At 70.8% G+C, this 15,137-nt stretch carries 11 protein-coding genes, 1 tRNA gene and 1 CRISPR repeat array (1 of these 13 running past the window's edge); of the genes, 6 read left to right on the top strand and 6 right to left on the bottom strand.

The window, feature by feature from the left end; all coding sequences use genetic code 11:
- Positions 1-94 precede the first annotated feature (94 nt).
- Positions 95-910, bottom strand: coding sequence for a crotonase/enoyl-CoA hydratase family protein (locus LO772_RS29430; protein WP_231775054.1), 816 nt, complete (start codon positions 908-910; stop codon positions 95-97).
- A gap of 514 nt (positions 911-1,424) precedes the next feature.
- Here LO772_RS29430 and LO772_RS29435 point away from each other — a divergent pair.
- The 3 genes from LO772_RS29435 to LO772_RS29445 all read left to right on the top strand — a co-directional run bounded on the left by LO772_RS29435 (position 1,425) and on the right by LO772_RS29445 (position 6,948).
- A complete protein-coding gene (locus LO772_RS29435; protein ID WP_231775055.1) occupies positions 1,425-2,318 on the top strand; it encodes an LPXTG cell wall anchor domain-containing protein in 894 nt (297 codons plus the stop codon).
- Between the two features lie 698 nt (positions 2,319-3,016).
- Complete coding sequence (locus tag LO772_RS29440) at positions 3,017-4,750, top strand: ABC transporter ATP-binding protein (protein ID WP_231775056.1); 1,734 nt, start codon at positions 3,017-3,019, stop codon at positions 4,748-4,750.
- Between the two features lie 404 nt (positions 4,751-5,154).
- On the top strand, positions 5,155-6,948 hold the full coding sequence (locus tag LO772_RS29445) for an ABC transporter ATP-binding protein (RefSeq protein ID WP_231779778.1): 1,794 nt from the start codon (positions 5,155-5,157) through the stop codon (positions 6,946-6,948).
- 67 nt (positions 6,949-7,015) lie between these two features.
- Here the strand turns inward: LO772_RS29445 and LO772_RS29450 are convergent, their stop codons facing one another.
- Complete coding sequence (locus tag LO772_RS29450) at positions 7,016-7,666, bottom strand: dihydrofolate reductase family protein (protein WP_231775057.1); 651 nt, start codon at positions 7,664-7,666, stop codon at positions 7,016-7,018.
- A 167-nt stretch (positions 7,667-7,833) separates the two neighbouring features.
- Between LO772_RS29450 and LO772_RS29455 the strand changes: the two genes are divergently transcribed.
- Both LO772_RS29455 and LO772_RS29460 read left to right on the top strand, forming a co-directional pair.
- A tRNA-Pro gene (locus LO772_RS29455) sits at positions 7,834-7,907 on the top strand.
- 218 nt (positions 7,908-8,125) lie between these two features.
- The gene (locus tag LO772_RS29460; RefSeq protein ID WP_231775058.1) at positions 8,126-9,118 is read left to right on the top strand and encodes a hypothetical protein; all 993 of its coding nucleotides are present in this window, start codon (positions 8,126-8,128) and stop codon (positions 9,116-9,118) included.
- A 114-nt stretch (positions 9,119-9,232) separates the two neighbouring features.
- Here LO772_RS29460 and LO772_RS29465 read toward each other — a convergent pair whose 3' ends face one another.
- From LO772_RS29465 to LO772_RS29480, 4 genes are all read right to left on the bottom strand, one after another.
- Positions 9,233-10,471: a site-specific integrase gene (locus tag LO772_RS29465; RefSeq protein WP_231775059.1), complete on the bottom strand. Its 1,239-nt coding sequence runs from the start codon at positions 10,469-10,471 to the stop codon at positions 9,233-9,235.
- Positions 10,471-10,767 carry a helix-turn-helix transcriptional regulator gene (locus LO772_RS29470; RefSeq protein ID WP_231775060.1) on the bottom strand — a complete coding sequence of 99 codons (297 nt, stop codon included), beginning with the start codon at positions 10,765-10,767 and terminating at the stop codon, positions 10,471-10,473. The genes LO772_RS29465 and LO772_RS29470 overlap by 1 nt, the downstream gene beginning before the upstream one ends.
- Positions 10,768-11,004: 237 nt before the next feature.
- Entirely contained in the window at positions 11,005-11,649 is a 645-nt protein-coding gene (locus LO772_RS29475; protein WP_231775061.1) for a helix-turn-helix transcriptional regulator, read from the bottom strand.
- Between the two features lie 248 nt (positions 11,650-11,897).
- Positions 11,898-12,215 carry a helix-turn-helix domain-containing protein gene (locus tag LO772_RS29480; RefSeq protein ID WP_231775062.1) on the bottom strand — a complete coding sequence of 106 codons (318 nt, stop codon included), beginning with the start codon at positions 12,213-12,215 and terminating at the stop codon, positions 11,898-11,900.
- A 225-nt stretch (positions 12,216-12,440) separates the two neighbouring features.
- On the opposite strand from LO772_RS29480, the gene LO772_RS29485 reads away from it, so the two are divergent.
- A complete protein-coding gene (locus tag LO772_RS29485; RefSeq protein ID WP_231775063.1) occupies positions 12,441-13,637 on the top strand; it encodes a hypothetical protein in 1,197 nt (398 codons plus the stop codon).
- A gap of 479 nt (positions 13,638-14,116) precedes the next feature.
- Positions 14,117-15,137: direct repeats of the CRISPR family, unit length 28 nt; unit sequence GGAACATCCCCGCGGGTGCGGGGCCGAC; it runs 1,080 nt beyond the window's last position.

Consider the following 15,137-nt stretch of genomic DNA (forward strand, 5'->3'; position numbering starts at 1 on the left):
GGCAAAGCGGCGGTTGCCCGTACCGCGACCGTCGGCGGCGGGCCCGCCGGGCGGCGCGGCCGGGAGTGTGCGGAGAAGCGGGCCGGACGGTGTGTCAACGCCCCGTGAACTCGGGTGACTTCTTCTCCGCGAACGCGCGCGGCCCGATGCGGGCGTCCTCGGACAGGAAGACCCGCATCCCGATCTCCGACTCGATGGCGAAGGCCTCGTCCTCGGGGAGTTCGTCCGTCTCCCGGAGCACGCGCAGGACGGCCTGCACCGCGACCGGCCCGTTCGCGGCGATCGTCCGGGCGATCTCCAGCGCCGTGTGCAACGCCTTGCCGTCGGGCACCAGATGGGAGATCAGACCGAGTTCCTTCGCCTCGGGCGCGTACAGGTGACGCCCTGTCAGCAGGAGGTCCGCCGCCGCGGCGTACGGGATCTGGCGCCGGAGCCGGACGGCCGAACCACCCAACGGAAAGAGGCCCCAGCGCACTTCGGAGACGCCGAAGCGCGCCGACTCGCCCGCGACGCGGATGTCGGTGGCCTGGAGGATCTCGGTCCCACCGGCGATCGCGGGGCCCTCGACCGCCGCGATGAGCGGCTTGGTCAGCGCGAATCCCTTCAGCGCCCATTTCATCGTCGACATGTCCAGTGCCAGCGTCGTCCCGTCGCCGTCGCCTTTGAAGGCGTCGCCGGGAGCGCTGCGGCTCATGTTCTTCAGATCCGCGCCGGCGCAGAAAGCGCCGCCCGCGCCGGTCAGAACGGCGACGCGGATGTCCGGGTCGCCGTTGACCAGGTCCCACGCGTTCTCGAGCAGGCCCATCATCTCGGTGGTCAGGGCGTTGCGGGCCTCGGGGCGGTTCAGCGTCACGACGAGGACGTGCCCGTCGCGCTCGACGAGAACCGGGGGAGCGGCTGGTTCGGTCATGCGGCGTGACTCCTGGTGTCCGATGATCCGGCTGGGTCCCATCACGGCACGGCGCCCATCGAACGAACGGCGTGAAGCGTACGAACGGCACGGGCGCCGACGCCGGCGCGATGGTGGCACGCATGCCGCCAACCCACAAGGCACACGCGGGGTGGGCGAGTTGGCCCATTGCTCTATCGATAAACTCATAATCAAAGGGGAGTTGCCGTCCGTGAACATCCGGAAATGGGCACCGCTCAGGTCCGATAACGGACTTCACCGGCATTCACCCTGCACGGCCGACAAGCGGAGAATCCGCAGCCAATACGAAATCCCTTGGCATTTACGACGGATAACGCATGGGGATTGTGGTGCGCGAGAAACCCGGAATAATCCAAGGCGCCGGGCGGACTACCCAGTTCGCGATGCGGCGACACCTCGTGGGGCCGGTCCGTGGCGATCCGGTGCCCATCTCTCTCCGCAACACTGCCGAATACCCCGGAGTGTCCCTGTGCGACGAAGCACCAAGAAAATCATGGCGAGTGCCCTCGGAGTCGGCGTGGCCGGCCTGGCGCTCCCGGTCCTCGCGACCGGCACGGCCCACGCGACCGGCAAGCAGTGCGACAAGGTCAGGATCGAGTACTCCCTCGACGGCGGCAAGACCTGGACCACCAAGGGCCGCATGGACGAGGCCCTGGTGACGAAGATCCAGGTGCGCATCGCGGGCGACGCCCAGAAGGGCTGCGACTACGCGGTCTCGCTGGCCTCGTACAGCGCCGAGGGACCCAAGTGGGAGACCTCGGGCAAGCAGAAGTTCCTCGGCTGGGACACCACGAAGCTCAGCAAGAGCCAGAAGAGCGCGACGCTCGACGTCACCGCGTACGCGCCCAAGTGCTTCGGCCAGGTCGACCTGTACGGCAACGGCAAGAAGTACGACGGCAACGAGAACCCGCTGCCGCACTACAACGACGCGCCGTTCCCGACCAACCTGATCACGGCGTGGAACGGCGGGAAGGCGTGTGAGGACACGCCGACCGCGCCGCCCACCAGCACCAAGCCGACCCAGCCGCCGACCGACGAGGGCACCAAGACGCCCCCGCCGACCGACAGCACGACGACGCCGCCGAGCGACGACGACACCAAGACGCCGCCGCCCAGCGGCACGCCCACCACCCCGAGCGACGACGACACGAAGACGCCGCCGCCCGCCACGACGCAGCCGGCTCCCGGCGGCGGCGACAGCACCCCGCCGGTGGGCACCCCCGAGGTGCCCCCGATGACCGAGGTCGCCAACGCCGAACTGGCCGAGACCGGCGGCAACGACAACACGGCCGTCATCATCGGCTCGGCCGCGGGCGCGCTGCTCGTCGGCGGCGCCGGCGTCCTGGTCTGGAACCGCCGCCGCAACGCGGGCGGGACCCCGGCCTGATCCGGCACCGCGACGGCTCCCCGGATCGCGACGCGGGCGGGACCCGCGTTTGATCGGGCCGCCGTGACGGCTCCCCGGAGCGGCTGAAGAGCAGCTGAACCCAGCACCACCCGTCGGCCCGGCCGCACCCACCGGCCGGGCCGACGCCTTTCCGCCGTCCGGCGGCAGGGGCACCACGCGTCCCGCCGCCCCCGCGCCCGCGACGTCGCGCGGCCTCCGGCGCCACCCGCGGGCCGCCCTCCCGCGCTCGACCAGTCGCGCGGCAACCGCCATTGGTCCTCGGGGCTCCGGAGCCACCCGCGAGCCCGCCCTCCCGCGCCGCTCGCTCCCGCGCACGCGCCGGGACGCGGTCACGTTGTCCGCGGCGCCGTGCGCCCGTGCGCACACGACGGCTTCCGCGCGGGGTGCACGCTGTACACGTCCCCACGCGCGCTCCGCCCCCGGCGCACTCCACGTCCCGCGCGCGGGCGCCCGCCGCGGGCCGACATCGAGAAGCCCCCGTCGCCGCCGTCCCCGCGCTTCCGCCCTCCCGACGCAGGTCCGCGACGCCGCGAAAACCACGCGACGCCACCGACTGCGTGGTGATTACATATGAACTCGTCCGGTGGGGTGCGTCAGCGTGCCCGCATTCGGCATCGGCGGAACGCCTGGAGGGTCCAGGCCGGGGCATCCGAGATCCGCTGTCTGAGAGAGACCGAGTGCTGATCAAACTTGTCAGGGCGCATTTGAAGCCCTATTCCGGGGCCATCGCGCTGCTGGTGGTCCTCCAGCTCGTGCAGACGTCCGCGATCCTGTACCTGCCCACCCTCAACGCCGACATCATCGACAAAGGGATCATCCCCGGCGACAACGGCTACATCTGGAAGACCGGCGGCATCATGCTCGGCGTCTCGGTACTCCAACTGGTGTGCGCCATCGGGGCGGTGTATTTCGCGGCGCGCACCGCGATGGCACTGGGCCGCGACGCGCGCGCCTCGGTGTTCCGCCGGGTGCAGTCCTTCTCCGCCCGCGAGGTCGGCCAGTTCGGCGCGGCATCGCTGATCACGCGCACGACGAACGACATCCAGCAGGTCCAGATGCTCGTCCTGATGACGTTCACGCTCATGGTGAGTGCGCCGATCATGTGCGTCGGCGGCGTCATCATGGCGCTGCGGCAGGACGTACCGCTGTCGATGCTGCTCATCGGCATCGTGCCGGTACTCGGGCTGATCATCGGTGTCATCGTGGCCCGGCTGCGCCCGCTGTTCCGCAAGATGCAGGACGACCTCGACACGGTCAACCGCGTCCTGCGCGAGCAGATCACCGGCATGCGCGTCATCCGCGCGTTCGTGAAGGACGAGCACGAGCGCCGCCGGTTCGAGGCCGCGAACGACGAGCTGAGCGACGTGTCGCTGCGCGTCGGCAACATCATGGCGCTGATGTTCCCGCTGGTCATGACCGTCGTGAGCCTGTCGTCGGTGGCCGTCATGTGGTTCGGCGCCCACCGCATCGACAGCGGCGGCATGCAGATCGGTGCGCTGACGGCGTTCCTCAGCTACCTCATGCAGATCCTGATGTCGGTCATGATGGCGACCTTCATGTTCATGATGGTGCCGCGCGCCGAGGTCTGCGCCGAGCGGATCCAGGAGGTCCTGGCGACCGACACCACCGTCGTCCCGCCCGTCACGCCCATCCGGTCCGTCGGTCGGCACGGGCACGTCGAGCTGCGCGACGTCGAGTTCCGCTACCCGGGCGCGGAGGCCGCCGTCCTGCGCGGCATCGGCTTCGCGGCGCGGCCCGGCGAGACGACCGCGGTCATCGGCTCGACGGGCAGCGGCAAGTCGACGCTGCTCAGCCTGATCCCCCGGCTCTCGGACGTCACCGAGGGCACGGTCCTGGTCGACGGGGTGGACGTACGCGAACTCGACCCGGAACTGCTCGCTCGCGCGGTGGCGATCGTGCCGCAGAAGCCGTACCTCTTCTCCGGGACCATCGCGACCAACCTGCGCTACGGCAATCCCGACGCGACCGACGAAGACCTGTGGCACGCCCTCGACGTCGCGCAGGCGCGCCCCTTCGTCGAAGAGCTGGCCGAAGGGCTCGACGCGCCGATCGCGCAGGGCGGAACGAACGTCTCCGGCGGCCAGCGCCAGCGCCTCGCCATCGCGCGGGCGCTCGTGCGCCGCCCCGAGGTGTACCTCTTCGACGACTCCTTCTCCGCACTCGACTACGCGACCGACGCCCGGCTGCGTGCCGCGCTCGCCCGCGAGATCGGCGAGGCCACGGTGATCATCGTCGCGCAGCGGGTGAACACGATCCGCGACGCCGACCGCATCCTCGTGCTCGACGAGGGCGAAGTGGTCGGCGAAGGCACCCACAACGAACTGATGGCGGGCAACCCCACGTACCGCGAGATCGTCCTGTCCCAGCTCACCGAGGAGGAGGCGGCATGACCGGGCCCGAAACCGACGGCGGTACGGCCGAGGCCGCGGGCGAGGTGGACGGCCCGGCGGCGCGTGCGAACGGCAGCCGCGTGCCGCACGACGGAATCGCGGCCGAGGCGGCCGACGTCACGCCACCCGAGGTCGCCGAGAGCGCGGCCGTCGGGAGTGTTTCCGCCGAGACTGTGTCCGCCCGGGCCGGCGCGAACGGGACGGCACCGGCGGACACCGCGGCGGGCGGCCCGCGTACCGCGACCGCGCCGCCTCCCGGCGCGGCGGTCGAGCCGGACACGGCGGGCGGCTCCGCCCCGGGCGGCGACGCGGACGCCGACGCCGACGCCGACGCCGACGCCGACGCGGACGCGGACGGCAAACCCCGGCGCGGACCCCAGCCCATGGCCGGCCCCGGCCGCTTCATGGGCGCACAGCCCGCGGAGAAGTCGCTCAACTTCAAGGCGTCCGGTCTCCGGCTGCTCAAGCTCCTCGAATCCGACAGGATCGCCGTCTACGCGATCGTCGTCCTCGCCGTCGTGGCCGTCGCACTCTCCGTGATCGGCCCCAAGATCCTGGGCGAGGCCACCGACAAGGTCGTCTCCGGCGCCTTCGGGCCCAACGGGGTCGACTTCACCGCCGTGGGTGTGATCCTCGGCTGGGCGACCGCGGTGTACGTCGCGTCCGGTGTCGCGAGCATCGTCCAGTCCCGGATCGCGAACCGCATCCTGCAACGCGCCATCCAGCGTCTGCGCAGCCAGGTCGAGGAAAAGCTCGCCCGCCTGCCGCTGTCGTACTTCGACCGGCAACCGCGCGGTGAAGTGCTCAGCCGGGTCACCAACGACATCGACAACCTCAGCCAGACACTCCAGCAGACGATGAGCCAGCTGCTCTTCTCGCTGCTCACCATCGTCGGCGTGCTCGGCATGATGTTCTGGATCTCGTGGATCCTCGCGCTGGTCGCGCTGGTCACCGTGCCGGTCTCGATCATCGTCGCGGCGCGCGTCGGCAAGAAGGCGCAGCCCGAGTTCATCGCGCAGTGGAAGTCGACCGGCAAGCTCAACGCGCACATCGAGGAGATGTACACCGGCCACGCGCTGGTCAAGGTCTTCGGGCGCGGCCGGGAGTCGGAGGAGATCTTCGACGCGGAGAACGAGAAGCTCTACAACGCGTCCTTCAAGGCGCAATTCGTGTCCGGCATGATGCAACCGGCCATGATGTTCATCGGCAACCTGAACTACGTCATCGTCGCCGTGGTCGGCGGCCTCCGCGTCTCGTCCGGCGCGCTGTCGCTCGGTGACGTGCAGGCCTTCATCCAGTACTCCCGGCAGTTCAGCCAGCCGCTGACCCAGGCCGCGAGCATGGCCAACCTGATCCAGTCGGGGGTCGCGTCCGCCGAACGCGTGTTCGATCTCCTCGACGCGCCCGAGCAGACCGCCGACCCCGAGAACCCGGCCCGTCCCGACGCACTGCGCGGCGAGGTGCGCTTCGAGAAGGTCGCGTTCTCCTACAACCCCGCCAAGCCCCTCATCTCGGACCTCTCCCTCGCCGTCGAGCCCGGCCAGACGGTCGCCATCGTCGGCCCCACCGGCGCCGGCAAGACCACCCTGGTCAACCTCCTGATGCGCTTCTACGACGTCACCGAGGGCCGCATCACCCTCGACGGCGTCGACACCGCGACCATGTCCCGCGACGAACTCCGGGCCGCGGTGGGCATGGTGCTCCAGGACACCTGGCTCTTCGGCGGGACCATCGGGGACAACATCGCGTACGGCAGCACCGGCGCCTCCCGCGACGAGGTCGTCGCCGCCGCGAAGGCCGCGCACGCCGACCGCTTCATCCGCACCCTCCCCGACGGCTACGACACCGTGATCGACGACGAGGGCACCGGCATCAGCGCGGGGGAGAAGCAACTCATCACCATCGCACGGGCGTTCCTGTCCCAGCCGACGATCCTGGTGCTGGACGAGGCCACCAGCTCCGTCGACACCCGGACCGAAGTCCTCATCCAACGCGCGATGGCCCGCCTGCGCGACGGCCGCACGGCCTTCGTCATCGCCCACCGCCTGTCCACCATCCGCGACGCGGACACCATCCTCGTGATGGAGGCCGGCAGCATCGTCGAACAGGGCACCCACAGCGCCCTGTTGGCCGCCGAAGGCCCGTACGCCCGCCTCTACGCCTCGCAGTTCGACGCCGCCACCGCGGAGGTCGACTGACCGCACACCGTGCGAGGGGCCTGTTCCGGACCACCGGGACAGGCCCCTCGCGCGTGACGCCCCGCCGCTACCTCCCGAGGCGGCTGAACACCACGTGCGTCACCCCGCTGGGCGACCCCGTCGACTCGATCCGGAACCGCTCCTCCAGCCCCTCCAACCCGTCCCACAACCGCTCCCCGCGGCCCAGCAGGATCGGCACCACGACGACGTGCATCTCGTCGATCAGATCGCGCGCCAGAAACTCCCGGACGACACTCACCCCGCCGCCGATCCGCACATCCAGCCCACCCGCGGCCTCCTTCGCGCGACGCAGCACCTCCTCCGGCGCGGCGTCCACGAAATGGAACGTCGTCCCGCCCTCCATCTCGACGGACGGGCGCGGATGATGCGTCATTACGAACACCGGCGTGTGGAACGGCGGATTGGACCCCCACCACCCGTTCCACTCGTGGTCCTCCCACGGCCCGCGCTGCGGCCCGAACTTGTTGCGGCCCATGATCTCCGCACCGATCCCGTGCGCCCACCCGGCCGCGAACACCTCGTCGACGCCGCCCCCGCCGTCCGCCTCCCCGTGCATCGACCGAAACGTCCGCGTCCCGAAAAACCACCCGTGCAACCGCTCCCCGGCATGCCCGAACGGCTGCTCCGCGCTCTGCCCTTCCCCCGTGCCGAACCCGTCCAACGACACCGAGAAATTGTGCACCCGCACCAACGCCACGACTCACCCTCCAGCCCATAGGTCACGCCACCACCCCACGCAACCACACCCCAACGACACCCGACAAAAACCCCATTCCCTCCACCCCCCAAACCCCCCACCACCAACAGAGTGGCGAAGCCACCCCCCAGTTGCGGTATGGTTTCCGTGCTCGACCAACCGAGCACCGGGACGTGGCGCAGCTTGGTAGCGCACTTGACTGGGGGTCAAGGGGTCGCAGGTTCAAATCCTGTCGTCCCGACGGTGTTCGCGAAGGCCCGATGATCTGGGGGAAATCCCAGGTCAGCGGGCCTTCTGCCATGGCGCGGAAGCTCGCCGGAAAACCCCCAACTCCCTCGTTGGATTGTCGGTGTTCCGGGACCATTTCGGGACCAGGGGCTTCCGCCTGCCCTCGGATAGTTACGGAGTGTCACGGATGGTGGGCGTGCGGTGGTTGCGGGGAGTGGGTGGGGTCGGGTGGTGAGGTACTTCGTTCGGGTGGACTGCGTTCCGGGGCGGGGTGTTTCGCCGTTCGACGTCGACGAGTTGGAGCGGGCGGCGGGTCTGTTCCGTGATGCGCTGGGGAGGTTCACGGGGGTGGACGGGCGGGACGGTGTGGAGATGGTGTTGTCGGGTGTGCGGGTGGCTGCCCAACCGGGGGGCGTGAAGGTGCTGTTGCACGTGGACGCGCCGGAGTTGGAGTTCGCCGAGGACGCGGCGTGGGGGTTGCTTGAGGCGGTCGTCGAACCGGGTGGGGTGCTGGACGGGTGGTCGGTCGCGTCGTGCGGGGTCGAACCCGCGGCGGAGCCGGCGCTCGAGGGCCCGGTCGCGAAGCCGAAGCCGGAGTCGGGGGTGGTGGGGTCCGGTCGTGCGCGGCTGCGGTCCTCGGCGGGGCATCTGCGCCTGGGGCTGGGCAGGTTCGGGCACACCGGCGTCGGCGACGGTGCCGGGGTGTCGGAGGACGCGGCGGTGCTGGCGGCTGGCGCGGTCATGCATGCGGTCGATCTGGTGACGGACGGGTTGTTCGCGGATCTGGTGGATCTGGAGCGGCGCGGCGAAGAGCGCAGTGTCGCGGAGTACGGGTTCGAGCTGCCGGTGTTGGACGAGCTGCCGGAGGGGTTCGCGGAGCGGTACTCGCCGTCGTTCGTCCGCCGGTTTATCGTCGCGACCGCGGGTGCGTTGGGGCGGTTGACGTCGGGGGTGTGGGACGGTCCGCGCAGCGTCGCGGAGGGCCTCGCCATCCGGTTGCTGCTGGACCAGGCGGCGTTCGTCCTGGACCTGTATGACGCGTTCGATGCCGGGACCGAGGGGGCGCTGGCGGTGTTTCGGGCTTGGGTGTTCGACGACACGGACCTGGAGGAGCTCTACCGCGACGACATCCCGCAGGACGAACTCGGGAGTGTGGATGGGTGGTTCACTCCGTTCCGGCCGACGGTGCACGTGCACCCGTACACGGTCGACCGCCCGGTCTGACCCCGCCCCCGCCTGCGAGGAGGGTTGCGTGGTTCTCCTCGACGAACTCGCGAAGGCCCGGTAGCCGGATGCATGCATCCGGCTACCGGGCCTTTCACCTGGTACGTCGCCGCGTCACTGGACGAGGCGCAGGTGGTTCCTCTGCTGTTGCGCGGGGATTCGCGTGGGCTGTGCCGGTGGTGGGGTGAGGTGGTGGCTCAGTGCGGTGCCGGCGTTTTGGATGGTGCGTTGGTCGGGGTGGAGGTAGCGCTGGGTGATGGTGAGGGAGCTGTGGCCGGCGATTTCGCGGAGGACGTGGAGAGGAATCCCGGCGTCGGCCATCCAGGTGAGGCCGGTGTGGCGCAGGTCGTGGCGGCGCAGGTGCTCGTGGCCGAGGCGGGTGACGACGTCGTCCCAGTGGGTGGCGTCGCGGAGGACGGCGGTGGTGATGCGTCCGCCGCGCGGGCCGGTGAACAGCCGTGCGGTCGGGTCGGTGCCGGCGGCAGCGAGGCGGCGGGCGACCAGGGGGCGGAGCTGCGGGATGATCGGAACGGTGCGGCGGCGTTTTCCTTTGGTTCCTTTGTCGGCGAGGCCTCCGGGGGAGGGGGTGGTCTGGCGGCGCAGGTTCCAGGTCCAGGTGGTGGTGTCGATGTCCTGGGCGCGGACGCCGGAGACTTCGCCGATGCGGGCGGCGGTGCAGGCGGCGAACTCGACGACGTCGCCCCATCCGCGGTAGCGGTTGTGTGAGCGGTCGACGAGGGCTGCGGCGAGTTCCTTGAGTGCGGGGTGGTCGGGCAGGGCGAGGGAGCGGGGGTCGTCGGCCTCGTCCTCATCCGCGTCCTGGGTGTAGAGCTGCCGCCAGCCTGTGACGTGGGCGGGGTTGGTGTCGATGAGGCCGTCGCGGACGGCTTGGTCCATGATCCGGGAGAGGGCGGCGAGGGTGTTCCTGACCGTGGACTGTTTGGCGCCGGCGGTGATCCAGGCGGTGACCGCGCGGTCGGCGAGGCCTGGCGTGAGTCCTTGGGTGGGCAGGTGGCCGAGGGTGGGGACGATGCGCAGCCGCCATCCGGCGCTGTAGGGGTCGAGGGTCTTGGGTTGCAGGCCGCGCATGGCCAAGTCCCAGACAGCCTCGCCGTATTCGGCCAGGGGCATGGTCGCGGCGGCGGCGGTGACGCCTCGGGCTGCGGACTTCAGGATCCGCTCGATCCACGCCTTCGCCTCGTCCTCGAGGGTGAACGACTCCGAGCGGGAGGCGCGTTGCCCGGTGGCGGGGTCGGTCCAGCGGACGCGCGCCCGGTAGGGCTTGGGGTATGCGGGGCGGTACTCGATGCCGGTCGACAGCGGGACGCCCAAGGGCAGGTCGGGGGTATTCATCAGGCGGCCTTCGCGGGGTCGAAACGGCGAGACGCGAGCCACGCCTGCACGTCGGGCACGCTGTATTTCGTGACGCGGTTGGAGAATTGGACGAACGGCGGGCCTTGCGGCGGGGTCAGGGTGCGCCAGCGGCGCAGGGTCGAGGGGTCGATGTCGAGGAGCGCGGCGACGTCGTCGGTTTCGTACCAGCCGGAGTGCAGCAGATCGGGGCCGGTGGTCTCTTCCGCGCCGTGTGTTGCTGCGGCGTCGACGAGTTGGGCGATGCGGGTGAGGTCGAGCAGGCGTGGAGCGGTCATCGATTCCCCGATGGTTCATGGGGCCGTGGGGGCCGGGGCGGAGTGACGGTGCGCGTGGACGATGGAGGGCGCACGAAGTGCGGTGTGGGGAAGGGGTTCTGGGGAGGGTGAAGTGTTCGCCGGGTGCGAAAGGCCGCGCCGCGCCGGTGGTTGCCGGCGGTTGGCGACGTGTGCTGTGAGGAGGGCCCGAGGCGTGAGGGGGTGATGCCTGCCTCGGCCGGGGCAAGCACCGGCGAACTATGCGTGCGATATCGGGCGGTCGGCGTCGTCGCCCGTGGCCGTTTCGTCTCGGCGCTCATCCCAGGCTGTGGTGAGTCGGGCCGGGATGGGGGGCGGTTCGAGGCGGTCGGCGCGCATGGCGGTGCGCAGCGCGTGCAGGGCGTCGAGGTCGTCGCTCAGCATGGCGTCCGCGTGCTGGGGGTTCGCGCCGGCCTGGCGCCTGCGTTCCTCGCGGACGCGCAGTGACGTGAGCGCGGTGTGCACGGCCGCGGCGTGGTTGCGGTACGCGTTCAGTACTGTGCGGGCGCTGCCGGGCGGAGGCGTGTGTTCGGCGATTTCCTCGTCGGTGAACCACGCGACCGCGTCCCACGTCGGCACGGTCCGGCCGGGCAGCACCTCGACACCGTCGTCGTGTCCGAGCGGGAACAGCAGGCTGATCGGCGACACCCCGAGCGCTTTGGCGATGACGAGCAGGTCCGTGAAGCCGACCGTCGCGCGTTTGCCTGTCTCCCAGTTCGTGATCGTCCGCGACGGCACTTCGACCCCGAGCCGCGCACACGCTCCCGCCAGGTCGGCCGCGGTCATCCCCCGTGCACGGCGCTCGCGGCGCACGCGCTGCCCGACCGCCGCGGTGAACTCGGCGGGCCAATCCGAATTGCTCATAGTGATGATCTTGGCACGCAAAGTAACCATCCGCAAGCAGAACGTTGTTCTCGTGTGCTCGGAATCTACGCTGAACACCCCCGTATTGCGCACAGCGGGACGCGATCCGGACGGCATCCGGACGGCATGGCCGTCCGACACGGCCGCGCGCGCGGCCGGCCGGGACACTGTCCGGATCCGCTCCGGACGCGGCGGCGCCCGCTGTCGGGACTCGCCGGGCGGCGGTCTCGCGGCCCGTGCGGCTGCTGTTATTCCGCGCGTTCGCCTTCTGTGGTTTCCCTGTTGCCGGTTCTCGGGCGGTGGGTGCCCGACCCCGTGTAGTTCCGGAACACGTCCTGCACCGTGCTGAGGGTGACGTCCAGGCGCGCGGCGATCTGCCGGTAGGACAGCTGCTCCTCGCGGTGCAGCCGCTCGATCAACTCCCGCCGTTCCCGGGCCCATTCGCGGTTGCGCCGCACCTGCTCGGCCATGACGCGGCTCTTCGCGCGGACCCGCGCCTCCGCGTCGCCGATGCGCTCGACGGCGTCGAGGGCATCCGACACCCGGCGCATCTCCTCGTCGCTCAACTCGGCTTCCTTCGTTCGGGTGACGCGCTTGAACACGCCGCAGGGGACCCCTACATTCCGTTGGGGCGGCCGAACACCACGTCACACGCAGGCTCGACCGCCGTGACACCACGCCGACCGGAGCCGCCTCGCCGGCGCTCGCGCACCTACACGTCGTGGCCCCCGTTCACACGACCGCACACTGACCGAAGCTGTGCGGACCCGCCACCGACAGGACCCAACGCCATGGAAAACAGTACCGACCGGACCACCGACCAGACCGGTGAGACAGCCGGCCGTACGCCCGCGCCTGCCGAGCATCGCGTCGCCCGGACCAACCCGGGTACAACGGCCGGAAGCGAGCGCAGTGAGCCCACCCGCATCCCGGGCGTGCGCTACCGCAAAGTCACCCGCCACCGCCCCGAGACGGTCGTCATCGACGGCCACCCGGAGACGCGGGATGCCCCGTACGACACCTGGGTCCCGGTGCCGCCGCGCGACTGGGACCGGGTCCTGCGCCGCGGCGTGGTCGCGGTCGCGATCGGCGCGACGGTGCTCGCCGCGGTCGCCGCGACCGCGGGCATCGGCGGCTTCCTGTCCACCCTGCTGCCCGCCCAGGTCGCGTACGCCGTCGCGGTGGTGTTCGACTGCGTGTGGCTCACCTGCACCGCGATCGAATGGCTGGAACGCTTCGACCCGCGGCGCGCACGTGGCGCTCGTCTCGCGGGCTGGGCGGCGCTGCTGATCTCGATGTCCGTGGTCATCGCCTTCGGCGCCCGCCACGACATGCCCGCGGCCGGCGCCGCGGCAGCATCGGTCTCCCCGACCGCCAAGCTCCTGTGGTGGCTGGTCCTGCGGCTGTACTCCGTCCCCCTGTCCGACACCACCCGGTTCTGGCTCCGGCGCCGCCAAGAACGCGTCACCGCGACCGCGGCCCTCGCCCGGCAACTCCAACGCCTCAACCACACCGAGGCCTACATGCACGCCGTCTACGGCCCCACCGCACTGCGCGCCACCGACCTTGAGAATGCGGCTCCTCCGTCCACCGGACACCGCCCGGACACAGCCCACGCGTCCGCCGCCGAAAGCGCCGCACCCCCCGACGAGGCGGCGCCACCGACACCCGGCCACCCGCTCCGGACGACTCCCGAACCCCCTACCAGGCCGCCGGCCGCCGCCCACTCTGCTGCCGGACAGGCGGACTTCCCCGGACACAGCGGCGCCGGGGACGGCGGAGCTCCGGTCGTCCGCGTGATCACGATGCCGTCGATCGCCGAGACCGTCCGCACGGTGCTCGCCCACCACCCGCACGCCTCACCCTCCGACCTGACCGCACGCGTCGCCGCTGTCCACGGCCACCGCGACGGACTCGCCGAAACCGTCCGACGCACACGCTCCCGCATCGAAGGAAACACCAAGCGACGCACGTCAGCGCCGTCGTGACCTCCACCGCCTCGACGACAGCCACAGCATTCACCCGCGGACGAGTCCGACCTGTCTGCATGCGACATCGGAGCCGAATTCCGCACATCCGATCACGGGGGGCCGCCTGACGGCCCTCCCACAGACTTTTCGGGCGTCGGCTGCGGCCGGACATAGCCAAGCCGGTCACGACGCTTCAGGCAACCGCCCACAAAGATCCCCGGACACCACACCAGCTGAATCTCGCGAACGCCCTCGTCGCCAAGGACTTCGCGCCTCGGTGACGTGCCTGTTTCCCAGCACACCGCAACGGTGGTAACACGTGCCGAACTGCGCCCCCGACCCCCGGCAAACGCGGGGCAAGGCCCTTCGTCCCCGACGGAGCATCCCCGAGGCGCGGGGCCGACTTGCCAGCGGTGCCGATCAGGTCGGCTACATCCCGAACATCCCGCGGGTGTAGGGCTGACGCCGCGAAGCGGTGCGTCTCGGTGGCGCTCGCCGGAACATCCCCGCAAGTGCGGGGCCGACGGGATGCACGTACCCTCGGCGCGGTCGGCGACGGGAACATCCCCGCGGGTGCGGGGCCGACCTGGCCGCAGGGGACAGTGTGGCCGATGAACATGGAACATCCCTGCGGGTGCGGGGCCGACATTGAGCCGGGCGGTGCCGTCCGGATCTGGGACAGAACATCCCCGCGGGTGCGGGGCTGACCCGTGGGCGGGCGTGGCGCACCCACGGCGCCAGGAACATCCCCGCGGGTGCGGGGCCGACATGAACTGTCGGTCGGTCTTCCACGTGTCGGCCGGAACATCCCCGCGGGTGCGGGGCCGACTCAGAAGCCTCCAGAAGTGTCGAGAGCCATAGCGGAACATCCCCGCGGGTGCGGGGCCGACTCGGCCTTCGGCACCGCGTTCGGCCTCGCCACCGGAACATCCCCGCGGGTGCGAGGCCGACGGAAGAGGGGGACGCGGGTGCTCGCGCGGCTGGGGAACATCCCCGCGGGTGCGGGGCCGACCACCCTCTCATCAAGTGCAGGATCTTCCATCAGGGAACATCCCCGCGGGTGCGGGGCCGACGGTGGGGTGGGCGACGCCGACCATGCGGGCGAGGGAACATCCCCGCGGGTGCGGGGCCGACTTACGGGAGAACAGGCCCCGGAGCCCGCGCGGCGGAACATCCCCGCGGGTGCGGGGCCGACGGCGCGCAACTCTCCGGGGAGGAAGCACAGGCCGGAACATCCCCGCGGGTGCGGGGCCGACGTCGGAAGCGGACCCTCCAGGGGTGGGGGCCGTGGAACATCCCCGCGGGTGCGGGGCCGACGTCGTCGTGGGCGGCTTGTAGGACGGCGTCGAGGGAACATCCCCGCGGGTGCGGGGCCGACCCGCGGGCGACTTCGTCCGGTGGATGAAGCAACGGAACATCCCCGCGGGTGCGGGGCCGACTCCTCGTGCAGCGGTACGTTCTCCAGCCGCGCGGGAACATCCCCGCGGGTGCGGGGCCGACCACGGTCATCCACTGCGG

It is taken from the genome of Yinghuangia sp. ASG 101 (genome assembly GCF_021165735.1).
GTDB lineage: Bacteria > Actinomycetota > Actinomycetes > Streptomycetales > Streptomycetaceae > Yinghuangia.